Consider the following 23,714-nt stretch of genomic DNA (forward strand, 5'->3'; position numbering starts at 1 on the left):
CCGTCGGGAAACGTTACGCTCACGATCCCGGCTTTGCCGTTTCCGCCCGGAGCACGTACCGGGCGAGGGGGTCCTGGACGTGGTTCTGAAGGTCGGACCGGACGGCGTCGATGGCCTGCTCGTTGACGAGCCACACGTTCACGGCCTGGTCCTGGAGGATCTGGCCGGCTTTGGCGTAGAGCCGGTACCGTTCCGCGGAGTCCGCGGTCGTGGAGGCCTGGGCGATCGTCTTGTCGTAGTCGGCGTTGCAGAAGTGGCTCAGGTTGTAGGTGCCGTCGCAGGTGTAGTCCGCGGTGAGGAAGCCGATGGGGTCGGCGATGTCGATCAGGCGATTGCGCTGGCTCAGCACCATGTCGTAGTTGCCGGACAGCAGGTCCGGTTCAACCGCGGCATACTCCTTGGTCTGGATCTTCACCGGAACGCCCACGGCCTTCAGGTTTTCCTGGATGACGGCTGCCACGTCCGCGAACTCCGCGCGCTCGACGATCGCGATGATCTCCAGCGGCCGGCTGGCGGTGTAGCCCGCGGAAGCGAGGAGCTTCTTCGCGCCCTCGACGTCCTGCTTCGGCGCCGCAGCACCCTCAATGGCCCAAGGCTCCGAAGGGGCAAAGGGGCCGGTAGCCGGGAGGGCGGCACCTTCATAGACGCTTCCGGCGAGCGCATCCAGATCGAGAGCCGAGCGGACCGCCTTGCGGAAGTCGACGTCGTCGAACGGCGCCCTTTTGTTGTTCATGTACAGCGTGGCGGTCCGCGGCGAATCGGCTTTGAGGACCTTGACCTTGGAATCCCCCTCCAAGGTGGCAAGGCCGGAGACGGGGATCGACATCGAAACGTCAGCTTCGCCGGTCTGGACCTGGGTGGTGCGGGTGGCGCCGTCGGTGATGAACCGGACCTCGGCGCCGGCAAGCTGCACCTTTCCGCCCCAATAGTTCTCGTTGCGGTCCAGGGTCAGGGACTGCTTCGGCTTTTCGGATACGGGTTTGAAGGGGCCGGTGCAGTGGCCGAACGGGTCAACGGATTCACCCTTGAAGGCGGCCGGCGACAGCACGCCCGTGTTGACGCTCGCCAGCCGGTAGGGCACCAGCGGGCTCTCCGTCGGAGTGGTCACGCGGACGGTGCGGTCGTCGAGGGCCTTGACGCCGCTGGCCACCTTTGGGCTGAAGGCGCGGGCCGGGACCTTGGCGTCAAGGACGGTCTGCAGGGAGCGCACCACGGCCTCGGCGTTCAGCGGGGTTCCGTCCTGGAACTTGACTCCCTCACGGAGGGTGAAGTCCCATTCGAGGGCAGAGGCCTGCTTCCACTCGGTTGCCAGCGAGGGCACGATCTTGCCCTGCGCAGCGTCGTAGCGCGTCAGGGTCTCCAGGCATCCGGACAGGGACAGGATGTACGCGGCGTCGCTCTCCAGGGTCCAGCCGGCCACCGGGGCGCGGAAGTTGTCAACGACGATGCGCTGGTCGGTGTCGGCCGCTTGGTTTGTTCCTCCTCCGGACCCGCTGAAGCCGCAGCCGGACAGTGAAAGAATCGCCACGAGTCCCAGGGACACGGACGATGGGAGCGAAATGCGCAACGGAACCACCTAGATTAAGCGCCTGCAACCTTGCAGACGCAGTGAAACGGCCGGAAAGACACTGCAAAGTGTAGGCTTACCTAACTTCCCCGTTCAAAACGGCCGTTCCCGGGTCACGTAATATACCAGCCGGTTAGCAGGTGAGGCGGCTGGGTGGCGCGCTAATAGTTCCGGCGGTGCTTCAGTCTGGGAAGAACGACGGCGAACACGGCTGCCGCCGCGAACCCCAGACACTGGCGGCCATTCCGACGACGGCCATCGCCAGGGCGAGTAGCCAGAGTCCGCCGGGAATCACCGAGAACAGCCCCGCGGCCAGCAGCGCCAGTGCCCCGACGGCCGCCGCCCCCACGATGGACCAGCGCTCACCAAGCTTCAGGGTGATCATCGAGGCGGGCAGGTTGAAGAACCACGAGCCCAGCCCGATCAGCGTGACAATCAAGGCGGCAACGGCCACGGAGGCCCCCAGCCCTCGGGCGGACAGCGCCACCACAGGGAGGACCGCCCCCTCCCCCACACTGAACAGGAGCGCGGGCCCGAACGCCGGTACGGCAACACCGCGGAGATCTATTCAGCGATACGTGTAGACAGACGGATCGGAACTACGTAGATTCTAAAGAGGAACCGGCCGCGTTAATGCCGGACCGAACCCCCTTTCCGGTTGCGTGCACGGCCGGGAGACTCGCTGCTGTAGCAACATGGCGGCACATGATGCACAACGCGGAAAGAGCCTGATAATGGCCATCTCGCACGTGGAAAAGTTCCTTGACCAAGCCACTTCCTTTGACCCTGACGCAGACTTCCCCTTGGGACGCGACTGTCTCTACGGTCTTTACACCAGCTGGTGCCTGCTGCACGGCCATGATCCACAATCGGACACCGCCTTCTGGGCGGGCATGCGCCGGTGCGGTATCGACCTGCACAACACGCGCCTGCGGATGAAGGGGCCGGCTGCGGCCGACTACATCCTGTCCAGCTACCCCGCCCTGGTCTGATCATGTCCATCAGTTCCAACGCGTATGTTCCAGGCGGCGCGCATGTCCCGGGCGGAAAGCCGCTGCGGTGCACGGCGTGCCGGAACGACACCCATCTGGTCATCAGGTCCATCGAATCCCGTCAAGGGCCGGCGGATGCACTCGTGGACGTGTCCTACTCCTGCACTGCCTGCGGACGGTACCACGCCCAGGCGGCCGACGTCGCCGATGTGGCATTCGTCCTGAACCGTCAAAAGAATGTGTCGGACGTCTTGCTGTTCGGCGGACACTACATTCACTGCGGACGGCCGATGGAACGGGCAGGGCACGAGCTCCGCAGGCTCCATGCGTCCGTAAGCAGCAGCCGCCCGGACGGCGAAGCATTGGACGTGTACTTATCCACCCGCGTGATCAGGTGCGTCTGCGGTTTTCAGATGGAGCTTCCCGAATAGCGCCGCCGGGCAGGAAATCCTCCGAGTACGGCGCCCGTGGCGGTGGCGGCAGTTCAAAACTCTCCGGCTTGACGACGTACTTCGACGAATAGCAGCCTTCGTCCAGTCCTAGTTACTGACTCCTGTTGCGTCGTGGGCTTCACCCACGGGTTTGGATTCCGGCGACCCCCGCTGGCGCAGGTAGACGCTCAGGATGACCATGGACCACACGGCGAGGAACTCCGACTGCCAGTTCTGCAGGGTGCGGTTCCAGAATTCAGGGGAAGCCACATATTCTCCCCAGCTGCCCGGGTCCTGCAGGTTGGTGATCTGTTCCTCCGCGTAAGCGCTGAAGCCCGCTACGGACTGGACCAGCCAGGACAGGACGAAGACTGTACCCATGACCAGCCCCAGCGAATTGGCGAAAATCCAGGTCTTCATGCCGCCGGCCTTGGCCCATTTCGGGGATTCGGGCTTGGCGAACTGTCCGATCAGCTGATCCTTTTCAGACCCGTGGCCGCGCTTTTCAATCGCTTTGGACTCAGGCGAGCCCTTTTGGACCAGCCACACGGTCAGAACGATAAAGAGCAGGAACTGAAGGTACTCTGACTGCCAGTTTTCGGCCACGTCCACCGCAAAGCTCGAGGACGTCACGTATTGCCAGAAGCTAATTCCGTCCAGATTCGCCGCCATTTGCTGTTCATTGAAATAGGCGAGCCCGCTGAACGCCTGGCCCGTCAGTGAGGCAAAGAACAGGGCAGCGAACGTTATGCTCAGGCCGTTCGTGAGCCACGGGTTGTGCTTCATCGGCCCATCACCCCTATGAGAAGCAGGTATGCCAGTCCGACGGCGATGACTCCAAGACAAATCCAGAAAGCCCAGCGCATGTCAGCTTCCATCCACATCACAGTCGTAGGGACGTTCACCCCTGGAAGTGCACCCCGCCGTCGTGATCTTCCAACTGTCCCCGGACTTGGTCAGAAACACGGTGTCTTCATCCAGGAAAACCTGCGCGCTTGAACCAAAGGCTTTGGCCTCGGTTGACCGTGTTGCCGGCGGCAAGTTCAGGGCAGAGAGCTTCTCGCCGCAGGTACCGGCGGAGCCGTTCTCAAGCTTCTCCACAACGGCCGGGGCCAGGAGGCCGCAGCCAGCCGAAGGATCCCCAGCGGACACCATCTTGTGGAATTCCACGGCGACCTGGGCGGCACCATCCGCTCCCGCGTTGGAACCTGAGCATCCGGTGATTACAAGAACCGTGGATGCCAGCGCTGCCGCTGGCAGCATGTGGGCCTTCCCTGTCTTTCTGAAGCGCATACGCAAAGCCCCCTTACGAAAACTGCCCTCAGCCTATACAGGCGTTAAGAAAACATTAAGATCCCGCGGATTACCCGCTGATGCTGTCTGAGCCGGTGCTACGGTCTGGTGGTTATCCTGCCAGTTCCCTGCAGCCCAGAAAGACACGTCATTGACGGCATCCGCCCAGTTTTCAATCCCAGCGACCGTTCCAAAACCCGCACGGGAAGCTGAGCCCGGCACTTCGCTGGTCAGATGGCTGCTGGAACACCAGGTCCACCAGCCTGTCGGGCCGGAAACAGCCGAAGACCACGCACCCCAGCAGAGCTGGTGGAAGGTCATGTGCCTGACAGGCGTGGACTACTTCTCGACCCTGTCGTACCTGCCCGGCATCGCAGCCCTCGCCGCGGGCGCACTATCCCCGCTGGCCACCCTGCTGATCGTGGTTCTGACCCTGCTCGGCATGCTGCCGATGTACCGGCGCGTGGCCAAGGAAAGCCCGCATGGGCAGGGATCCGTGGCAATGCTGGAAAACCTGCTGCCCTTCTGGCGCGGCAAAGTCTTTGTGCTGGTCCTGCTCGGCTTCGTGGCAACGTCCTGGATCATCACCATCACCCTGTCCGCTGCCGATGCCACCGTCCACCTGCTGGAGAATCCTTATCTGCCGCCGTTCCTGGAAGGCCAGGCAGTCGCTGTCACAGTGGTGCTCCTCCTGATCCTTGGCGGAGTCTTCCTGCTCGGTTTCACCGAGGCCGTTGCCGTCGCCATCCCGCTGGTGGGGGTTTTCCTCCTGCTGAACGCCGTCATCATCGGAGCAGGAATTTACGACGCCGTCACGCAGCCTGGTGCCTTGGCTGACTGGAGCGCTGCACTCACCTCGTTCGGCGGAGGTTTCGGTGACATCGCAGGCCCCGCACTCCTGGCGTTCCCGCTGTTGGTCCTCGGACTCTCCGGTTTCGAGACGGGTGTCAGCATGATGCCGCTGGTGGCAGCGAAGGGCGCCACGCCCGCGGAACAGCTGGCGAGCAAGATCCGGAACACCCGCCGGCTCCTCACCGCAGCTGCCGTGATCATGAGCGTCTACCTGATCGGCAGCAGCTTCGTCACCACCGTCCTGATCCCGGCCGAAGCGTTCCAGGAGGGCGGCGAGGCGAACGGCCGGGCCCTGGCCTACCTGGCCCACGAACGTCTTGGGAACGGCTTCGGCTCCGTCTACGACGTCAGCAGCATCCTCATTCTTTGGTTCGCCGGTGCCTCCGCCATGGCCGGGCTGATCAACATTGTCCCGCGCTACCTGCCGTCCTACGGCATGGCTCCGGACTGGTCGCGCGCAGTGCGGCCCGTGGTCCTCGTCTACACCGCCATCAGCATCCTCATCACCATCGGCTTCAACGCGGACGTCAATGCGCAGGCCGGCGCCTACGCCACCGGAATCCTCGCCATGATGGTTTCCGGCGCCATCGCTGTCACCATCTCCGCCATCCGGAAGAAGCAGCGCGGTCCCGCCATCGGATTCACTGTACTGACTGTGGTGATGCTCTACGCCCTGGCCGCGAACGTGATTGAAAAGCCGGACGGCATCGCCATCTCGGGGTTCTTCATCCTGGGAATCGTCGCGGTTTCCCTTGTCTCCCGGGTGAGTCGGACCACTGAGCTGCGCGTGCACCGGATCGAATTCGACGAGACAGCCCGCCGCTTCATCACCGACACCTTGGACTTCGACGGGCGGATCAACCTCATCGCCAACCGCCCCCAGGCAAGGGATGCGGCGGAATACGCCAGCAAAGAAGCTGCCCAACGCCAAAACAACCCGGTCCCGGGCACGGCCGACGTCATCTTTCTGGAAATCGACATCACCGACCCGTCCGGTTTCAGCGAAGTGCTTGAAGTGCGGGGCGTGGAAGTGGACGGACACCGCGTCCTGCGTGCGGAAAGCCCGGCCGCGCCTAACGCCATCGCAGCCATCCTCCTTGCCCTCCGCGACGCCACGGGAGTCCGCCCTCACGCCTACTTCGAATGGTCCGAAGGCAATCCTTTGGCCCACCTCATGCGCTACTTGCTGCTCGGCCGAGGCGACACCGCCCCGGTGGTCCGCGAAATCATCCGCGAGAACGAACCGGCCCCGGACCGCAGGCCGGGCATCCACGTTGGATGAGCCGGGAGGCGACCCGGATGAGGCCCAGGACCGAGGGCCCTGACACAGGCAAAACGCTCAAAGTTGCGCTGCAAGTCGTCCTTCAGAACGGCAAGGATGGAATGGCTAAGAAGGAGAGCGCGGTGCGTCGCGCGCTCTCCCATCCGGTCCGTTCTGTTCCCCTGGCGTTCCTCTCCGTCATCATCGTCGGCGCCGGGCTCCTGGTCCTACCCATATCCCGCATCGGCAGCGACCCCGACGCTCTGCTGGCCGCACTGTTCACTTCCGTATCCGCCGTCTGCGTCACGGGCCTGATAACCGTGGACACCGCCACGTACTGGACGCCGTTCGGCCAAGGCGTCATTCTGGGGCTCATCCAGGCCGGCGGCTTCGGCATCATGACCCTCGCCACCCTCCTCGCGCTGCTGGTCCGCAAGAACATCGGCCTGCGCGGACAACTCGTCGCCCAGTCCGAGACCCACACCCTGAACCTCGGCGATGTCCGCAATGTGCTGTTCAGGGTCGCGAGAATCATGCTCATCTTCGAAGGGTGCACGGCCGCCGTTCTCACAGCCCGATTCTGGATCGCCTACGACCAGAACCCTGCCACGGCCTTGTGGCACGGCGGCTTCCATGCCATCTCAGCCTTCAATAACGCCGGCTTTTCCCTGTACAGCGATAACCTCATCGGCTTCGCCGAAGATCCTTGGATCATCATTCCGATCTGCGCAGCGATTATCGCCGGAGGGCTCGGGTTCCCGGTGATCATCCAGCTGATGCGTGGCGAAATCAGGGCGAGGGACTGGAGCGTCCACCTCCGCCTGACCGTCTACGGCACGTTGGTGCTCTTGGCCGTCGGCATTAGCCTCTTCGGAGCCTTCGAATGGAACAGGAACGAGACCCTCGGCCAGCTCTCCCTCACCGGCAAGCTGCTGGGGTCCCTCGCCGGCGGCGTCTTTCCCCGGACGGCAGGATTCAACAGCATCGATTACGGTGCCGCGGCACCGGAAACCCTCATGGTCACCAACGTGCTGATGTTCATCGGCGGCGGCAGCGCAGGGACCGCGGGCGGCATCAAGATCACCACGTTCCTGGTGCTGGGCTTCGCCATCTGGAACGAGGTCCGCGGCCGTGACCAGGTCACCATCGCTCACCGCTCCATCAGCTCATCTTCACAGCGCCAGGCACTGTCCGTGGCGCTGCTCGGTGTGGCCGCCGTCGTCAGCGGGACCATGCTCTTGCTCATGTTCACCGACTACAGCCTTGAAAAGGTACTCTTTGAGTCCATCTCCGCCTTCGCGACGGTCGGGATGAGCACCGGCATTACCTACAACCTGCCCCCGGCCGCGGAATGGGTGCTGATGGCCCTCATGTTCATGGGGCGTATCGGAACCGTGACTGTCGCCTCCGCACTCGCCCTCTCCTCACGCCCGCGCCTATACCGGCTGCCGGAGGAACGGCCGATCATCGGGTGAAACCGCGTCGCTGTGCCTCGGCGTGGTGCCCGCGGGGGAATCATGTAAACGAAGGTGACAGTTCTGCCGCCCTAACCCTCCAGTTCAGCCCTTCGGAACCGCAGCTCACGTTGGCTGCCGCGCACTACGGAGCCGCTGAACGGGAGGACGTCGAGATCCACCCCGGCGGCTGCCGCCAGGGCGATGGCCTTGGCCGACGAGGCAGCGCGAGCGGGCAAGCCGATGCTGTCCGCGAACTCGGCCCAGTGCCGCGATCGGAGGTTCTTGGTCTTACCCGCGAGGGGCAGCGCCATCGTGTCGTCCCCGTACAAAAGCGTGCACGGGACGTCGTAGACCGGGGCGGCTGAAAACCCCTTGGTGCGGCTGCCCAGAACGGCAACATTTTTCGCGTGGAGGTCGCCATTGCCGGTCAGCCAGGCGAAGAGGAACTGCAGATAGAGGTTGCGCACGGCTACGAGGGGCGCCTTGCAGTGCCCGGCCAGGGCCAGGACCACCTCCTCCGAGTTGATCGCATACTTGGAGGCCGGCGGAAGGCCAAGAACCTGGGTCCCGTCTTCCAGCGGCAGGCGCAGCCACGCGCCGTCCGGGGCCTGGGCGCGATCGAATCGCTCGACGAGCAGGCCGGGCAGGCCGTTCCTGTCGGCAATGACCGAGCTGTCCGCCACGGGAATCTTCAGCGCCTTCGCCGCCGCCAGGTGGACGGCTTCGTTCTCCACCAAATGCGGATGCTCCGGCGGATCGAGCTTCAGCAAATACCTGCGTCCCCGAATGGTCAGCGGCGTGGTCATCATCGAGGCGCTGGCTTTTGTCTGGACTCCGGGCAGGCTGTGCTGGTCGACGGCGTTGGCCAAAGCCGAAAAATCCAGCTCGCCGGGCTGCGAGGGGTCCGCCAGCGCCGGGGTGTCTTCCGGAACTTCGCCTGCGGGAACCACCTGGACGTCGCCCGGAACGTCCGAGCCGACCGCCAGCAGCAAGGTCATTTCATCGCTGAAGCTCGTCTTGGCCGCGTTCTTCAGCACGGTCAGCCGGTGGCCCTCAGGGAGCAGCCCCGCGAAAAAGGCGGGCACCGCACCCGCAGGGGTCTCGACGGCGGCATCGGACAGGGGCAGGGAAAATGCCACCGCAGCGTGGCCCCGTGCCAGGTACTCCGGCAAGTACTGAAATGCCACGCCTCCCCTCTCAGTGCGCGTCAGACTCCCGGCCAGAACCCCGTCCTTATATACGTCCGCGGCCTTGATGAACTTGAGGTCCTGCAGGTCAGCGGCCATCAGCGCACCGCCACATGCAGTCCCAGGACGTTCGCTGCCGCAACAACCGCCTTCAGTGACGGATTGCCGGTGCCTGTTTCAATCGCCCTGACAGTCCGCTGGGACGTCCCGGCCAAGTGCGCCAGATCCTCCTGGGAAAGCCCTGCATCCTTTCGGGCGTTCCGAATGCCGGTACCTATTGAGGCGAAGTCGTCCACGGATCTCCTTCCGGCAATATCCTGCCGTTACTGGCCTAACTCCCACCAAGGATCCCCGAAAGGAGCGCTTTAGGCAATATCCTGCCGGTTGACCCGGTTTCGCCTCCTGCGACGCGGCGGGAGGGGCACTATCGGCAATATATCGCCGATCCCTCCCGCACATCAGGTGCAGGAGGGATCGGCAGCACGCGGCAAAAAGTGCGGGAGGGTTGCAGCTGCCGGCAGGCCTTACTCGCCGCGAGCGCCGAGGAACGCGTCCAGGGCGGCGAGGTCATCGGTGTTGATGTGGTCCACTCCGGCATTATGCAGCTCCGTCCAAATGGCTTCCCGGGCAGCACCCGGCTGGTCCGGAGTGGCCCAGAAGCGCACCCGGTAGCCGATGGAGTGGGCTGTTTCCACGTAGGCCCGGAGCTTGGCCCGCTCGACTTCCGGCATGGGGCCCACTCCCTGCCAGGTGAACAGCTTGGTCCAGTTGTCGCTGACCAGCGGCATCAGCTCTGCGGGAGTGCCCGAAGCAAGGTCGACGGAGCGGCCGTCGTAGAACCCGAATCGCTTGTCCGCGGCCTGCATCGTGGCCAGCGGGCGGTTGCCGCTGATGACGGCGGTGACCGGCCCCTCGGTGACCTTGCCCTTCGCGTACCGGGTCATGAGCTGGGGGTGTTCGGCCAGCTCCTGCTCAACGGCCGCGTACGTCGCCTCGCCTTCGCTCTTGATGTCGATCAGCAACTGCAGGCTGCCGTCCCACCCGGGGTAGACGCTTCGGCCTTCCTGCCGCACGAGCGCGTCGAGTGGATCCAGGTACAGGCTTTCCAGCGTGACACCGGCGCGCGTGTCTTCCAGGTCGTGGGCAACACGGAGCTCGCCGTCCACCAGCCAGACGTCGGCCTCCACGCTGGTGAATCCGTGTTCGAGCGCGTCGAGCAGCGGACGGCGGTGCTCGTAGTCGTTATGTGCGTGGGCTGCAGCCCGCGGTTCCCCGAGGACGACCTGGGGTGCCTGGGTTGCCGAGGACGGGGCGGCGGTTCCGGCCAGGGCCGTGAGGGCGATGAGCGCGGTGACGGTGCTTTTGAACAGCACAGGGTTCTCCTTCAGTGCGGGTTTGGAATCGCCGCCGGGCTTCCCGGATAGGTAACGTCCGACGGCGTTGCCCCACCACACTGCCAAGCGGCAGCTAACGCCTGCCCACGGGAGGCTGACGCCCCGCTGAACACGAGATGTCCGCCGCCGCCCAAAACCCAACCCTCCCTCACATCGAACCGCCCTCTTCAAGAAATGAGCGAGCGTCCCACAGAAAGCGACCAAAAATGCGGGAGCGTCGGGGTGAACCGGCAGGAGGTGAGGGAGGGTTAGGAAAAATGGTGGCGAAAAGTGCGGGGGCGTTGGGATTCACCGGTGGTAGCGTGACGCGTATGCAGGACGTTCCCGGCCGCAAAGCCCGGCCCGCCGCCTCCGCTGCCGGTGGGGGCGGGCGGAACTCCCGCGGAGTTGTCGGCCGCATGGGCCTGGGGAAGAGCTCGAAAGTCTTCCCGCGCATCCTCAACGTCTTCGCCCCGCAGCACCCGGCGCAGGTGATCGTCCTCGGGTTCGCCGCCGCGATTGCCGTGGGGACGGCGCTGCTGATGCTGCCCGTCGCCAGGAACGGCCCAGGCTCCGCGCCCTTCATGGATGCCCTGTTCACGTCGACGTCGTCGGTGTGCGTGACGGGGCTGGTCACCGTTGACACGCCCGTGTATTGGAGCGGCTTCGGGAAGGTGGTGATCCTGGCCCTGATCCAGATCGGCGGGTTCGGGGTCATGTCCTTCGGCACCCTGCTGGGCGTGCTCCTGGCCCGCAGGCTGGGCCTCCGCTCCCGCCTCGCCGCGGCCGCCGAGTCGCAGGCGACCGGCCTGGGCGCGGTCCGCCAGGTCATCCTGGGTGTCCTTGCCATCAGCCTCGCCGTGGAAGTGATCCTGGCCGGGCTGCTGGCGGCGCGGTACGTCGACGGCTACGGGTACTCCCCCAGCCGCGCCCTGTGGCATGGCATCTTCCACTCGGTGTCCGCCTTCAACAACGCCGGGTTCGCCCTGCACTCGGACAGCCTGATGGGATTCGCGGGCGATCCCTGGGTCTGCCTGCCGATTGCCGCCGCCGCGATCATCGGCGGCCTCGGCTTTCCGGTGCTGTTCGAACTGCACCGGCAATACCGCCGGCCCATCCACTGGAGCATGAACACGAAGCTGGTCCTGGTGGGCACCGCCGCGCTCCTGGTCGGGGGCGCCGGCTTCCTGACCGCCGTCGAGTGGTCCAACCCGGCCACGCTGGGAGGACTCAGGCCGGGTGAACGGGTGCTGGCCGGTTTCTTCCAGTCGGTCATCACCCGCACGGCCGGCTTCAACAGCATCGACATCGGGCAGATGCATCCTGTGTCGTGGCTCGGCATGGACATCCTGATGTTCATCGGCGGCGGCCCCGCGGGCACGGCAGGCGGCCTGAAAATCACCACGTTCGGCGTGCTGTTCTTCATTCTTGTCACCGAGCTGCGGGGCGGAACGAGTGTGAACATCTTCGGCAAGCAGCTGCCCCGCGCGGTGCAGCGCCAGGCGATCACCGTGGTGCTGCTGTCCATCGCCCTGGTGGTCGGCTCCACCGTTTTCCTGATGCTCATCACGGACTTCGGCCAGGAACGGATCCTGTTGGAGGTGGTCTCGGCCTTCGCGACGGCGGGACTCTCCACCGGGATCACGGCGGCTTTGCCGCCGGCCGGGCAGCTGGTCCTGGTGCTGCTGATGTTCGTCGGGCGCCTCGGCCCGGCAACCCTGGGCGCGGCTCTGGCACTGCGCGAGCGCCCGGTCCTGTATGACTACCCGAAGGAAAGGCCCCTCATTGGCTAAGAACATGTTCTCCCGCAGCGGCGACCGGCCAGCGGTGGCGGGCTCCGTCGTCGTCATCGGCCTGGGCCGCTTCGGCGGCGCCCTGGCGCTGGAACTTGAGGCGCAGGGCACCGAGGTCCTCGGCATCGACGCGAACGAGGAAATCGTGCAGTCCTACAACGGGCGCCTGACCCACGTGGTCCGGGCGGACTCGACCAAGGAGGAGGTGCTGCGCCAGCTCTCCGTGCACGAGTTCGACCGGGCCGTGGTGGGCATCGGCAGCGACATCGAGGCGAGCATCCTGACCACGTCGCGCCTCCTCACGTTCCGCAAACCGCAGATCTGGGCGAAGGCCATCAGCGATCCCCATGCCGAGATCCTGGAGCAGCTCGGCGTCAACCACGTGATCCGCCCGGAGCATGACATGGGCAAGCGCGTGGCCCACCTGGTCCGCGGCACCCTGCTCGACTACGTGGAGTTCGAGGACGACTTCGTGATGATCCGCACCAGCCCGCCGTCGGAAGCGCAGGACCGCCCCCTCGGCGTGCTGGGGATGCGGGACAAGTACGGCATCACGATTGTGGCGGTCAAGCGCCCCGGCGGCATCTGGGGACACACCACCGCCCAGACCGTCCTGTACGAGGAGGACCAGATCATCGTCCAGGGCAGCAAGACCCAGGCCGAATTCTTCAGCAACCTCCCCTGACGGTCACCCTGCCTCGACGAACGCCACCTGCCGCCACGCGCCGGGGCCCGGCTTCGGCACCGCCGGCTCCTGCTGTCCGGAGGCAGGACCGGGTTTCCCGACGACGGCGGTGGCCCCTCCGGCCGGTACCCGCCGAACGCTGAGCTGCTCAAGGTCCAGCAGTCTCCGGGCACCGGTCCGGGCATCGATGATCCAGAACAGGTTGATGTCCTCCAAGGTTCTGCTCACCCTTCCCCGGTGGGCGAGGCGCCCGCGGTGCCAGGCCTCGATTTCGTCCCCTGCCGCAAGCTCCGCCACCGAACGTACCTGAAGATCCCCATCCTCACCCATCATCGGGCCCCCTTTCACGAAACTGCTTCAACAAGGCCAGCCTGCACCATGGAGTTTTCTGCAGCGTTTCAGGATGGTGTTTCCGACGTGTCAGTCCTGTTTCCTGTTCCGACGGAAAACCGCACCGCCTGCTCTGTAGGCAGCCGGCGGGCCTGGTCAGCCGATGAGTTCGGCGCGTTCTTTGACGGCGTTGATGTATCCGGTGCAGTCCTGCCCCATGGCCGGCCTCCACATCAGGTCCAGCAAGGGGCCGCTGAATTCCTCCGTCACGCGCAGGTGAGTCTTCCCTCCGTGAGGTGAAAGTGTGAACGTCCGGACACCCCTGAAAAGGCCCAGAGGCAAGCCGCCGGTCCACGTCATCAGTTCTCCGGGGACCTGCTGGACACGCAGCCGGAAGGTTCGGTTTCCGCCGGTCCGGGTCCGGATTCTGATGGTGCCGCCGTTGCGCACCTGGCCTTCGATGCGGGTGATTCCGGAGTCCCAGACGGTGTAGTTGCCGTCATCGGTGATGATGTCCCACACAGTGGAGGACCGGGCGTAGATCGTTGCCTCTGCCTCAAAGAATTTCATAGCCGACAGAGTACGGCGCGCAGTTGACGCCGGGCGGCTGGGTTGGAGGCGGCTGGGTGAACATCACATGTCATATGCGCACTTTGGGGCTGGGGATCCCGGAGCGGGTTCCGGATCAGTGAGCGACGCGACTTTTTCGGACTTCGTATTGCGCCCGGGCCAACGATGCTCCACACTGACTACAGATCCGCAGGAAGGTGCTTCCGCCGATCCAGCCCGCCGGAAACCACGGCCGGCACAGCCCCATCAGAAGATGCCGGGCACCCCCTCTCGAATCACCGCTTCCGCCTCCCCGGCCATGCCCGGACCCGGAAGCCTGTGCGCGCTGAGAGCCCGTCACATCCCGTTGAGAAAGAGACCACGATGATAAAGCGCCACTCGGACCTAGTCCTGGAAATCACCGCCCACGACCCCGACACCGTCGAAAATGACCTGAACACCGCCGTCGAGATCGCCCGCCAACACGCCATGGAGGAACGCCGCCACGGCATCCTGGTCACGCAGCATGGCTACACGAGCTACACCGTCGCGGTCAGCCGCGATGTCCCGTACGGTCAGACACACGAACGGCGCGAACAAGCGCAGAACTGACCGAGCAAGACCGGGCCGCTGAGTACCCGCGGGGCGTGAAAACCCCGCGGGGCTCAGACGGTGACGGCGATCTTCCCGCGGACCTTGCCGGCGTCGAGATAGCGCATGGCGTCCGGAACCTGGTCAAGCGGGTAGGTCCGGTCGATGGCCGGGGCGAGGGACCCGGCGTCGAACAATCCCGCAAGGTGCTCAAGGTCCTCGTGGCCCTCGCGGGCGGCGAGCATGGTCAGCCTCTGGCTGATGAACGGGGACAGTGCCAGCGCCCGGAGCTGCCGGTCCAGGCCGCCGGTCAGGGGGCCGCCTTCCTCCCCTCCCGCAATGACGGCCGTGCCCGACGGCGTGAGTGCGCGGCGCAGTCGCGCCAGGGAGGGATTTCCGGCGAGATCCAGGATGACGTCGTATTGCCGGGTGCCGTCGGCGAAGTCCTCCCGGGTGTAGTCGATGACTTGATCGGCACCGAGGTCACGGACCAGATCCATCTTCGACGTGCTGCACACCCCCGTGACCTCCAGCCCGGAGGCCTTGGCGAGCTGCACCGCGTAGCTGCCCACGCCGCCGGAAGCACCGAGGATCAGCACCTTCTGGCCGGCTTTGATCCCGCCGGCACGGAGCCCCTGCAGGGCAGTACTCGCGGACACGGGCACCACCGCAGCCTGTTCGAAGGAGAGGCTGCGGGGTTTGTGCGCGAGCTTGTCCTCCCGCGCCACGGCGTACTGGGCGAACGAGCCACTGCCGATGCCAAACACCTCGTCGCCGGCGCGGAACCGGGTGACGGCCGATCCCACCGCTGATACGGTCCCGGCCATGTCGACTCCGGGGACGGGGTTCTTGGGCCGGCGGATGCCGAAGAAGAGACGAAGGAGGTACGGCTTGCCCGTCATCAGGTGCCAGGTGCCGCGGTCCAGTCCGGCGGCGTGCACCCGGACGAGAACCTCGTTGGCCTTCGGCGTGGGCCTCGGAATGCTCGCCGGCCGCAGGACGTCAGCCTGGCCGTAGGCGTCCTGCACAATGGCACTCATTGAAGTCCCGCCGAAAGAAACATCCTCCGCAAGTTGGAGCTCTGTGACGCGCTGGCCGTCAGAATCCATGACCGTTTCCTTTTCGGGTAGGGGTGCAGCCGAACAATTCGTACGCTGTACGACAAACGTTAGCGTACAGTGTACGAAAGAGCTAGAGCCGGGGGGATAAATTGTCGATGCCAGCGCAGGACCGTCCGCCGAAACGCGTTGTCCTCAGCCGGGAAAGAGTGCTCCGGTGCGCGCTGGACCTAGCGGACGAGTCGGGAATCGCCGCGCTGACCATCCGTTCGCTGGCCGAGCGCATGGGAACGAAGGCCATGTCCCTGTACCACTACGTTGCCAATAAGGATGAGATCCTGGACGGCATCGTGGACCTGGTCTTCAGCGAAATCGCCGCTCCCTCAGCGGAGGGCGACTGGCGGGATGAGATGCAGCGCCGGGGGCATGACGTGCGGGGCGCGCTGAGGCGCCACCCGTGGGCTGTGGGCCTGCTGGAATCCCGGACGTCCCCAGGACCTGCAACACTGCGCCACCACGAGGCCACTCTTGCCACACTGCGCGCCGCGGGTTTCTCCGTACAGATGACAGCCCACGCCTACGCACTTCTGGACAGCTACATCTACGGCTTCGCGCTGCAGGAAGCCGCCCTGCCGTTCACAGGCCGGGACACCGCCGCCGAGGTCACGGCGCCGATCGTCGAGAGGTTCTCCTCCGGCCAGTACCCGCACATGGTGGAGATCGCCACCGAGCACGTCCTGAAGCCGGGCTACGACTTCGGGGACGAGTTCGACTTCGGGCTGAACCTCATCCTCGACGGCCTCGGCCGCCTGCGCTCCGACAGTGACGACGAGGCGACCTGACGGCGAGGAGACCTGACCGCGGTGTGCCCTAGTTCCAGCCGCCGCCCGTCCGGATCCTTGGTAAGCCAACCCGCCAGCCCCCGCGCGTGTGCACTTCAGTGCATTTCGGTCTCCTTAGAGGCGCACCCGCAGGTTCAGTTTTAAGTGGTTGAGAGTGGCACTTTGCGCTCAGACGCGAACGCTCCCGTGGTTGACCAGTCGTCACGGGGGTGCCGCGGCACCCCCGTCACCACTTCCTAACCGTGTGCCTTCCGGGATTGCACTCCGCTCCTCAAGAGCACGGCCGCAGCCACGCCTGCGAACAGGCACGTCACGGCCGCAAGCCACGCGGGAATCCCGGCGCCAGGCTCACCTCCGGCAGCTGTCTGAACGTTGTAGCCGACATTGCTCGCAGCAATCCCGCTTCCTGTCCGTGCTACTGGCGTGGCCGGCGTCATCACCGGGGCTACGGGTTCAGCCAGGGTGGCAGCCGGTGGCACTGCCGGAGTCACGGGTACAACAACCGCGGCAGCCGGCGGCACAACCACCGCCGGCGCCGCCGGGTCAACTGCCAAATCGACTGCCGGGTCAACCGGGTCCACCACCGGGTCAACCGGATCCACCGGATCCACCACCGGATCAACCGGCACCACCGGGTCAACCGGATCCACCGGATCCACCACCGGGTCAACCGGATCCACCACCGGGTCAACCGGATCCACCACCGGGTCAACCGGATCCACCGGATCGACCTGATCAACAGGGTCAACTGGGACCACCGCCACGCAACCGTTGTTGAGGAGCGCGATGTTTTCCGGTGTCAGGTTCTGCCCGTTGGGCATGTCGTTCCCCGAGTTTGCTGGAACAATATCTTCCGTGTCCCCGACGTGTGCCGACAGGGCGCTGACGCTGATGGTCTCAGCGATATATGGGTTCGTTTCTGAGCTGGTGGCGTGGCAAATAGTAATCTTTCCAGGCGGTGCAGCATTCGCCGAGACGGTCGCGCCCAGCAGTCCAAGGCCCACCACCCCCAGAGCGGCAATGGTTCGTTTCATTTCGGTCCTCCATCAAATATCCGATTCAACTGATCAGACCGCGCGGAGTAACCTTTGAGACCCGGAAGAAACTGGTTGAGACCTCAATCAGCGAAAAGAATGGTGACAGTTACTCCCCACGCAGTGTCATCAGTTCGCTTGCTTGTTCAGGCTAGAATGCCGTCGGGTCTTAAGCTCGAGTACCCGGTACGCGTTTACTGGGCTCCTCTCTTACCTGTTCCACAGGTAACTACCCCAAGCAACTCGTCCCTGGACCGGGAGTCCAAACAGGCAGCCGGCCCACCAAGCTAGCGATTCAACGGGCACAGGCAGCACCAGACTGAGCAGGCCGTCGCACCGCAGTGCCCTGCGTTTTCTGCCTTTCCATTGAGGCAACTGTGATGCCCCGGACCGCGGTTTCCGCTCACGGCGGTGACTCTGCGTTAGGGATGGCCGGACGCTATTGGGGAATGCAGCGGGGCCGGGCTGCCCTGTTCCTCGAAGACGGTTGACTGGCTACCTCGGCGCGGGGACACCGCCCAGCCTCGCCGATATGGCTTGGGAAAGGCCCAGCTTCCGCCGTCAACCGGACTCATAGCGCACAACCCCCTTTTTAGGGGCCTGGGACTCGAACCGGCAGCTGAACTGAACCAGACAGGGTTTCACCGGCGAAGCGGGAAGCCGTTTCGCACCATGGCGCCCCGGACGACGGCAGCTAAGAATGGATTACCGAAGGCCTCTAGTTCCAGCCGCCGCCCATCCGGATCCGGCCAGTCAAGCCCGAGGCGCCGTTGCCGGTGTACAGCCAGAGCACACCGGCCGTATCGACGGCCAGGAGGTCGTTGCGGACGTCGCCGTTGAAGTCGCCGCGGCCGGCCATGACGGACATGTAGTTCCAGCCTGTGCCCATCTTCGCCCTGGGACCCCAGCCCGAGCGCCCGTTTCCGGGGTAGAGCCACAAGTTGCCGCTGGTGTCTCGCGCCATCAGGTCGGCTCGGCGGTCGCCGTTCATGTCGCCGGCACCGACGAAGGCGGTCATCACGTTCCAGCCGCCGCCGGCGGGGATGCGCGGCAGCCAGCCGCTGCGCCCGTTACCCGGGTACAGCCACAGCATCCCGCTGGTGTCCCGCGCCAGCAGGTCCGCTTTGCCATCGCCGTTCATGTCGCCCGGACCCACCATGGCCGTCATGGTGTTCCAGCCGCCGCCCACGCGGATGCGCGGCAGCCAGCCGCCGCTCCCGTTGCCCGGGTACAGCCACGATGTTCCGCCGGCGTCACGGGCCAGCACATCGGCCCGGCCGTCACTGTTCATGTCGCCGGTTCCGACGACGGCGGTCATCCCGTTCCAGCCGCCCCCCACGCGGACGCGCGGCAGCCAACCGCCGTTCCCGTTGCCCGGGTACCGCCACAGGGTTCCGCCTGAGTCACGGGCCAGGACATCCGCCTTCCGGTCGGAGTTCAGGTCTCCGGCCGCGACGATCAGGTTGATGCGGACGCGGTCCGGCAGGACCGCGGCCGCGGCATCCACCAGGCCGGCACCGCACCCGAGGAGGCATCCGGCGGGCAGGGGCCGTGCCGTGGCCTTGAGGCGTTCCTCCACGGCGGCGGGATCTGCGGTCGGTCCAAGCTTGGCCATCAGCAGCGCGGCTGCGCCGGCAACGTGCGGGGCAGCGGAGGATGTGCCCTGGGACGGGTAGTACGTGTCCGCTGCCTCCGTGGTATCGCCTTCATTCGACGCCGAAAAGATGCCGTCGTAGCCGCTAACGGTCATATCTCCCCCCGGCGCCGTGACGTCAACGGCTGGTCCGAAGTTGGAGTAGTAGGCACGGGCTCCGGTGCGGTCGCTGGCCGCGACGGTAATGACGTTCTGGCAGTTGGCGGGTTCAGACTCCGAAGCGGGGCCGTTCTCGTTCCCGGCAGCTACTACGACGACTGCACCCTTCCGATAGGCAGTGTTGATCGCCTGCTGAAAGGTTGCCGAGCATGGAAAAGTGCCACCCAAACTCAGATTTATGACGCGGGCGGGGTTGGGGTTGAGAGGCAGATCGCCTACTTGCTCCCCGACCGCCCAGAGAACGCCTTCGGCAATGTCCGTGAGCTGCCCCTGACCGCACGCCCCGAGCGCCCGTACCGGGAGGATTTTGGCATTCGGAGCCACACCTGCGATACCTTCCCCGTTCCCGGCGAATGCAGCGATGATCCCTGCCACATGAGTGCCGTGCCAGGACGACGGAGAGCCCAGGTCGCAGAGCGCAGGTTCGCCCCAGTCTCCCTTGTCGGTGGGATCGGGATCGCGGCCGTCCTCATCACGCGCGTACGCGGGTTCCTCGATCATGTCATAGCCCGGAAGCACGTTCGATTGCAGTCCGGATGCCAGGTCGGGGTGTTCGATGATGCCGGTGTCCACCACGGCCACCACCTCACCTTCGCCGCGGGTGACGTCCCAGGCTCCAGCGGCGCGGAGGCCGGCCGGTTCTTGGAACAGGTTCCACTGGTAGGGCGCGCCCGGATCGTTCGGCAAGGCAGCCTGCGCCTGCAGGATGGTGTCCGGTTCGGCATACGCCACGGCGGGGTCGGTCCGCAATGAGGCCAGGAGCTTTTCTGCGTCGGCGGCGCCCAGCTTCTTGCCGGTGCGCAGAATGCGTGCGCCGCCAACGGTAGACCGGACGTCCTTGACCTGGGTTCCAAGCCTAGCGGCAGCGGGGCCGAACGCCTTGGCCCGGTCCGCAGGAGCGGCGGCCCCGTCCTTGTACTTGACGATGAACTGGTCAGTCGGGACCGCGCTGCGGGCCGGGTTGAGTGCGGCCCGAGCCACCTTCGGCGCAGCAGGGAAGGGTGCGGGCTCATCCTGAGCCGCTGTGGCAGGCGGCGCGATCAGCACGGCCGCTACCAGGGCGGCCACGCCTGTCAGTGTCAGGGATGCGCGGAAGTGAGATTTGCGCGGGTGAGGCATTAAGACCATCCTGTGCTGCATGCGTCCGGCCCTAAAGGCTCAGACATGATTAAGGCGCGACCCCCCGCCGCGTCCGAGACAAGTCTACCGGCGGGTGTGACATCCGTCGCTCCGCAGGTGCAGGCCGATGTTCGCTTGATCCAATCCTGAGCAAGTGCTGATCGAGGATTGATTGGAAGCAGACGTTTTCCTGAGCGGCGCCGTGCATCGTAGCGGTGTCAGAAGAAAAGGTCTCTAGAAACGGAACAGTCCCCATGGGCACGTCAGCCAGTTCAGATACAGCCGGCTCAGTGGCAGGAGCACCTCTTGCCGCCGCCCGGCGCATTCTGGGCCTGGTCGTCGGCACCGTCATCACGGCCGTTTTCCTGGCTGTCTGTGTGGCGGCACCCCTGCTCCACATCGGCTTCTCACCGGTGCTAACCGGCAGCATGCGCCCGGCTTTCGCCCCCGGCGACCTGCTGATCACCGCGCCGCAGACTGTGGCCGGCCTGCAAACAGGCCAGGTGGCCGTCTTCACCCCGCCGGGCGAAACCGTCCCCTATGCCCACCGCATCACGGCCCTGGGCGGCACCAACCCGGACCGCCCGCTGCTCACCACCAAAGGCGACGCCAACCCGGCTCCGGACCACTGGCGAGCCACGCTGAACCAGGACCAGGTACCCGTGGTCGTCGCCACCGTCCCGCTGGCAGGCAACGCGCTGCTCTGGGCACAGAATCCGGTCCAGCGTGCCATCTTCACCGCGTTGTTCGGGCTGTCTGTCACAGCCGCCAGCGTGGTCTGGATCCTCCGCACACCACCCACAGTTTCCGGGCAGCCCAGCCCGGCGCCCTCCCCCTAACTCAATACCCAACACCCAAGTAAGGATCTCCAATGTCCGGTCTCTCAGCCCGCCCTGCCCGCCGTCCAAACCCCCGCCTGCTGGCCGCCTTCGCAGTCGGCGCCGCCGGCCTCGCCATCACCGGCGGCGGCGTCTACGCAGCACTGAACGCCACCGCCTCCAACACCACCGCCCAGGCCGCCACCAGCGGCGTCCTGAGCCTGACCATGGCCAACAACGGCACCGGATTCAGCCAGGGCGTCTCCAACCTCGCCCCGGGCGATATTGTGAACCGCTACGTCACCCTGACCCAGGGCGCCGACCTCGCCGGCAAGGACCTCACGCTGGCTGTCGCTGATGCCACTCCGACCGTTCTCACCACGAACGCCACGAAGGGACTCCGCGTCACGGTCACGCAGTGCGTCGGGGGCGACTGGACCGTTACGGGCGCCGGGACCTGCACCGGCGATGGTTCCAGCACCGCCGTTCTGGCCACCAGCGTGCCCCTGAGCACCCTTGCCACGACGCCGGCCGCACTGGCCAGTACCGTCGCGGCCGGCTCCACCGTGAAGCTGCAGCTCGCACTTTCCCTGCCGGACCAGGCCGAAACGACGGTCAACGGCGCAGCACCCGCCGGCACGGTCCAGGGCCTGTCCTCTGCCCTGACCTGGACCTTCGGCGAAACCCAGCGTACCGCCAGCACCACCGGAAGCTAAGTGAAGTGAGTGTGCACTCTCTAAGCAGCAGAGCGGGGGCCGCAGTGTCGGTCACCGCTCTGCTGCTGTGCACGTCACTTGCAGTGGCTGACGCTGCCAGCAGCGCGCAGGCCGCATCGGCGTCGACGATCGCCAGCAGCGCAAGCTGGGGAGCAGTGGCAACCACGAGTACGGCGGCGCCGTACAGTCCAGGTCCCCTTGTACTGACGTTCCCGATTGGAGCAACAGGGCACGGTAACGGGTTGAGGGAACCAGCCCAGTTCTTCACTGTCGGGAACTCGGGAACCCTCACCCTTTCCGCGGCCACGTACACCGTGACATCAGTGGCAACAAACTCCGCACCGGTGGCGTTCAGCGTGGACTACTGCAGCACCGGATGGAACGAGTCCGCCAATACGTGCTCCGTGCCCTTTGCTGTAGTGACAAGCACAAGCGCCCCAACATTATCGGCCGTCGCACCCTCTGCACCTGGAACGGGACTCCGACTGCGGGCCCGGCTAACGGGCACCAGCTCTAGAAGTACTGCTGTCACCATCAATCTGGAAGTCGCCAGGGCCCAGGTCCGGTCGGCCACCACCACAGGAAGCTGATTCCACGCAAGCGGGACATCCTGCTGCGGATACGCCAAGAAGAAAGGAGCCGCCATGGCCCGGAAGGCACTGCCGCAGTCTTCTCCTCCACGCCCTTGCTTCGCCTCGCCGAGGACATCCAGAACAGCACGGCCGCGGCAAGCTACGCGGGCGATTTCCTGCAGCTGTTGCCTGCCAGGGTGAAACGCATCTGCAACGCCCTGCGGGACCAGGACACTGCAGCGGCTTTGGATGCCGTCCTCAGCCTGAAAGTGAATGCCCACATGGTCGGCGGGCTGGCGGTGGAACGGGACTGCTGCGCCCTGGAACAGTGCCTGCCCGACGGCGACGCCTCCGCCGCGGTCGGCGTCGCCCGAAATGTTGCCAGGGACAGACCCAGAGCGGAAGCAAGTTCGCTCGGGCTCCGCGGCTCCAGGTACAGGAGCGTGATGATCTTCTGCCGGGCGGGACTATCCAGCACCGGCGCAATCACTGCCTTCATTCCCCTACCCCGCCGCTTCAATCGCCGGCCGGCCCCGGAGCTCGTAGAGGTCCACGATTCGTCCGAAAGAACGCCCACGCGGTCAGCCCACTGTGCCCAGTCGGCGAGCAGGGACTCGGCGAGGGCCAGTGGATGATGGACGGCGCGGCGATGCCGCCTTCGTGGGTCCACTTCTTGTACAGCAGGAACGGGGTGCTGGAAAGGTTTGCCCACGCCCGTCCGTAGCTGGAGTAGGTGTTTTCCGGCCCGGGAACGATGCCGGGTTCGTTGTCCAGCTGGACGGGTTCGCCGTCGCGCGTGTGGGAACGGAAGATGTCCTTGCGCTTGACGAACGTGTCCCGCTCGAGGTGCAGGATCTCCTCCAGGGAGGCCCGTTGTCGGAGAGGAAAATGAAGACGGTGTTCTCGAACTGGTTCCTGGCCTTGAGCTCGGCAATGACCCTGCCGATCCCCTGGTCCATCTTGTCGACCTGTGCCGCGTAGGTCTGCATGCGCCTGGCCTGCCAGGCTTTATCGGGCATGTCGTCCCAGGCGGATTCCCCGGGATCCCGAGGGCTGAGCTGGCTGCCCGGCTCCACGATGCCCAGCTCTAACTGGCGGTTGAAGCGTTCCCGGCGCAGCTGGTCCCAGCCGGCGTCGAAGCGGCCCTCGTACTTGTCGATGTCGCGTTGCGGGGGCATGCAGCGGCCAGTGCGGCGCGGTGTACGCAACATACGCGGTGTACGCATCATAAAGGAAAAATGGTTCGTTGTCGGAGGAGGTCGCACGGCCGAGGAAGCTGACGGCTTCGTCAGTGATCGCGTCGCCTACAGCAAGGGGACCATGGGCACCCGGACCATCCTCAGCGGAGGCTGGGGCAACTACAACATCCTCCGTTGCTGAT

The 23,714-nt window shown here is 65.4% G+C and carries 23 protein-coding genes and 1 pseudogene; 11 read left to right on the forward strand and 13 right to left on the reverse strand.

Features of this window, described 5'->3' with window-relative positions:
- Positions 1-19: 19 nt before the first annotated feature.
- Together AC5RUM_RS09995 and AC5RUM_RS10000 are read right to left on the reverse strand one after the other, a co-directional pair.
- Positions 20-1,567 (reverse strand): ABC transporter substrate-binding protein, encoded by a 1,548-nt coding sequence (locus tag AC5RUM_RS09995; RefSeq protein WP_494034772.1) that lies wholly within the window; start codon positions 1,565-1,567, stop codon positions 20-22.
- Positions 1,568-1,778: 211 nt separating this feature from the next.
- Positions 1,779-2,135, reverse strand: a pseudogene (locus AC5RUM_RS10000) (MFS transporter); the annotation flags it as partial.
- A gap of 166 nt (positions 2,136-2,301) precedes the next feature.
- On the opposite strand from AC5RUM_RS10000, the gene AC5RUM_RS10005 reads away from it, so the two are divergent.
- Entirely contained in the window at positions 2,302-2,559 is a 258-nt protein-coding gene (locus AC5RUM_RS10005) for a hypothetical protein (RefSeq protein ID WP_494034773.1), read from the forward strand.
- Positions 2,560-2,561: 2 nt separating this feature from the next.
- Complete coding sequence (locus AC5RUM_RS10010; protein WP_494034774.1) at positions 2,562-2,990, forward strand: hypothetical protein; 429 nt, start codon at positions 2,562-2,564, stop codon at positions 2,988-2,990.
- 108 nt (positions 2,991-3,098) lie between these two features.
- On the opposite strand, the gene AC5RUM_RS10015 is transcribed toward AC5RUM_RS10010, so the two are convergent.
- Entirely contained in the window at positions 3,099-3,776 is a 678-nt protein-coding gene (locus tag AC5RUM_RS10015; RefSeq protein ID WP_494034775.1) for a DUF6766 family protein, read from the reverse strand.
- A gap of 81 nt (positions 3,777-3,857) precedes the next feature.
- Entirely contained in the window at positions 3,858-4,253 is a 396-nt protein-coding gene (locus tag AC5RUM_RS10020) for a hypothetical protein (protein ID WP_494034776.1), read from the reverse strand.
- 181 nt (positions 4,254-4,434) lie between these two features.
- Here AC5RUM_RS10020 and AC5RUM_RS10025 point away from each other — a divergent pair, with 181 nt between their 5' ends.
- Together AC5RUM_RS10025 and AC5RUM_RS10030 are read left to right on the forward strand one after the other, a co-directional pair.
- Positions 4,435-6,417: an APC family permease gene (locus AC5RUM_RS10025; RefSeq protein ID WP_494034777.1), complete on the forward strand. Its 1,983-nt coding sequence runs from the start codon at positions 4,435-4,437 to the stop codon at positions 6,415-6,417.
- Between the two features lie 101 nt (positions 6,418-6,518).
- Positions 6,519-7,871, forward strand: a complete 1,353-nt coding sequence (locus tag AC5RUM_RS10030; RefSeq protein WP_494034778.1) for a TrkH family potassium uptake protein — start codon at positions 6,519-6,521, stop codon at positions 7,869-7,871.
- A 71-nt stretch (positions 7,872-7,942) separates the two neighbouring features.
- Here AC5RUM_RS10030 and AC5RUM_RS10035 read toward each other — a convergent pair whose 3' ends face one another.
- From AC5RUM_RS10035 to AC5RUM_RS10045, 3 genes are all read right to left on the reverse strand, one after another.
- Positions 7,943-9,139: a type II toxin-antitoxin system HipA family toxin gene (locus AC5RUM_RS10035; RefSeq protein WP_494034779.1), complete on the reverse strand. Its 1,197-nt coding sequence runs from the start codon at positions 9,137-9,139 to the stop codon at positions 7,943-7,945.
- Entirely contained in the window at positions 9,139-9,336 is a 198-nt protein-coding gene (locus AC5RUM_RS10040; RefSeq protein ID WP_494034780.1) for a helix-turn-helix transcriptional regulator, read from the reverse strand. The genes AC5RUM_RS10035 and AC5RUM_RS10040 overlap by 1 nt, the downstream gene beginning before the upstream one ends.
- 228 nt (positions 9,337-9,564) lie before the next feature.
- Positions 9,565-10,413 (reverse strand): phosphatidylinositol-specific phospholipase C/glycerophosphodiester phosphodiesterase family protein, encoded by an 849-nt coding sequence (locus AC5RUM_RS10045; RefSeq protein WP_494034781.1) that lies wholly within the window; start codon positions 10,411-10,413, stop codon positions 9,565-9,567.
- A 419-nt stretch (positions 10,414-10,832) separates the two neighbouring features.
- Between AC5RUM_RS10045 and AC5RUM_RS10050 the strand changes: the two genes are divergently transcribed.
- Complete coding sequence (locus AC5RUM_RS10050; RefSeq protein ID WP_494034866.1) at positions 10,833-12,206, forward strand: TrkH family potassium uptake protein; 1,374 nt, start codon at positions 10,833-10,835, stop codon at positions 12,204-12,206.
- A complete protein-coding gene (locus AC5RUM_RS10055; protein ID WP_494034782.1) occupies positions 12,199-12,891 on the forward strand; it encodes a potassium channel family protein in 693 nt (230 codons plus the stop codon). Before AC5RUM_RS10050 ends, AC5RUM_RS10055 begins: the two co-directional genes overlap by 8 nt.
- A gap of 3 nt (positions 12,892-12,894) precedes the next feature.
- Here AC5RUM_RS10055 and AC5RUM_RS10060 read toward each other — a convergent pair whose 3' ends face one another.
- Entirely contained in the window at positions 12,895-13,224 is a 330-nt protein-coding gene (locus AC5RUM_RS10060; protein ID WP_494034783.1) for a hypothetical protein, read from the reverse strand.
- Positions 13,225-13,377: 153 nt separating this feature from the next.
- Positions 13,378-13,791: an SRPBCC family protein gene (locus tag AC5RUM_RS10065; protein ID WP_494034784.1), complete on the reverse strand. Its 414-nt coding sequence runs from the start codon at positions 13,789-13,791 to the stop codon at positions 13,378-13,380.
- A 363-nt stretch (positions 13,792-14,154) separates the two neighbouring features.
- Here AC5RUM_RS10065 and AC5RUM_RS10070 point away from each other — a divergent pair, with 363 nt between their 5' ends.
- On the forward strand, positions 14,155-14,382 hold the full coding sequence (locus AC5RUM_RS10070) for a hypothetical protein (RefSeq protein WP_494034785.1): 228 nt from the start codon (positions 14,155-14,157) through the stop codon (positions 14,380-14,382).
- 53 nt (positions 14,383-14,435) lie between these two features.
- Here AC5RUM_RS10070 and AC5RUM_RS10075 read toward each other — a convergent pair whose 3' ends face one another.
- Positions 14,436-15,470 carry an NAD(P)-dependent alcohol dehydrogenase gene (locus AC5RUM_RS10075; RefSeq protein ID WP_494034786.1) on the reverse strand — a complete coding sequence of 345 codons (1,035 nt, stop codon included), beginning with the start codon at positions 15,468-15,470 and terminating at the stop codon, positions 14,436-14,438.
- Positions 15,471-15,577: 107 nt separating this feature from the next.
- Between AC5RUM_RS10075 and AC5RUM_RS10080 the strand changes: the two genes are divergently transcribed.
- Positions 15,578-16,261 (forward strand): TetR/AcrR family transcriptional regulator, encoded by a 684-nt coding sequence (locus AC5RUM_RS10080; protein WP_494034787.1) that lies wholly within the window; start codon positions 15,578-15,580, stop codon positions 16,259-16,261.
- Positions 16,262-16,497: 236 nt separating this feature from the next.
- On the opposite strand, the gene AC5RUM_RS10085 is transcribed toward AC5RUM_RS10080, so the two are convergent.
- On the reverse strand, positions 16,498-17,295 hold the full coding sequence (locus AC5RUM_RS10085) for a hypothetical protein (protein WP_494034788.1): 798 nt from the start codon (positions 17,293-17,295) through the stop codon (positions 16,498-16,500).
- 718 nt (positions 17,296-18,013) lie between these two features.
- Positions 18,014-20,176, reverse strand: coding sequence for a S8 family serine peptidase (locus AC5RUM_RS10090; protein ID WP_494034789.1), 2,163 nt, complete (start codon positions 20,174-20,176; stop codon positions 18,014-18,016).
- Positions 20,177-20,517: 341 nt separating this feature from the next.
- On the opposite strand from AC5RUM_RS10090, the gene AC5RUM_RS10095 reads away from it, so the two are divergent.
- The 3 genes from AC5RUM_RS10095 to AC5RUM_RS10105 all read left to right on the forward strand — a co-directional run bounded on the left by AC5RUM_RS10095 (position 20,518) and on the right by AC5RUM_RS10105 (position 22,968).
- A complete protein-coding gene (locus tag AC5RUM_RS10095; RefSeq protein ID WP_494034790.1) occupies positions 20,518-21,066 on the forward strand; it encodes a signal peptidase I in 549 nt (182 codons plus the stop codon).
- Between the two features lie 32 nt (positions 21,067-21,098).
- The gene (locus AC5RUM_RS10100) at positions 21,099-21,761 is read left to right on the forward strand and encodes a TasA family protein (protein WP_494034791.1); all 663 of its coding nucleotides are present in this window, start codon (positions 21,099-21,101) and stop codon (positions 21,759-21,761) included.
- A 685-nt stretch (positions 21,762-22,446) separates the two neighbouring features.
- Positions 22,447-22,968 carry a hypothetical protein gene (locus AC5RUM_RS10105; protein ID WP_494034792.1) on the forward strand — a complete coding sequence of 174 codons (522 nt, stop codon included), beginning with the start codon at positions 22,447-22,449 and terminating at the stop codon, positions 22,966-22,968.
- Here the strand turns inward: AC5RUM_RS10105 and AC5RUM_RS10110 are convergent.
- Positions 22,915-23,562: a sulfatase-like hydrolase/transferase gene (locus AC5RUM_RS10110; RefSeq protein ID WP_494034793.1), complete on the reverse strand. Its 648-nt coding sequence runs from the start codon at positions 23,560-23,562 to the stop codon at positions 22,915-22,917. The genes AC5RUM_RS10105 and AC5RUM_RS10110 overlap by 54 nt on opposite strands.
- Positions 23,563-23,714 lie beyond the last annotated feature (152 nt).

It is taken from the genome of Arthrobacter sp. B2060 (genome assembly GCF_059090445.1).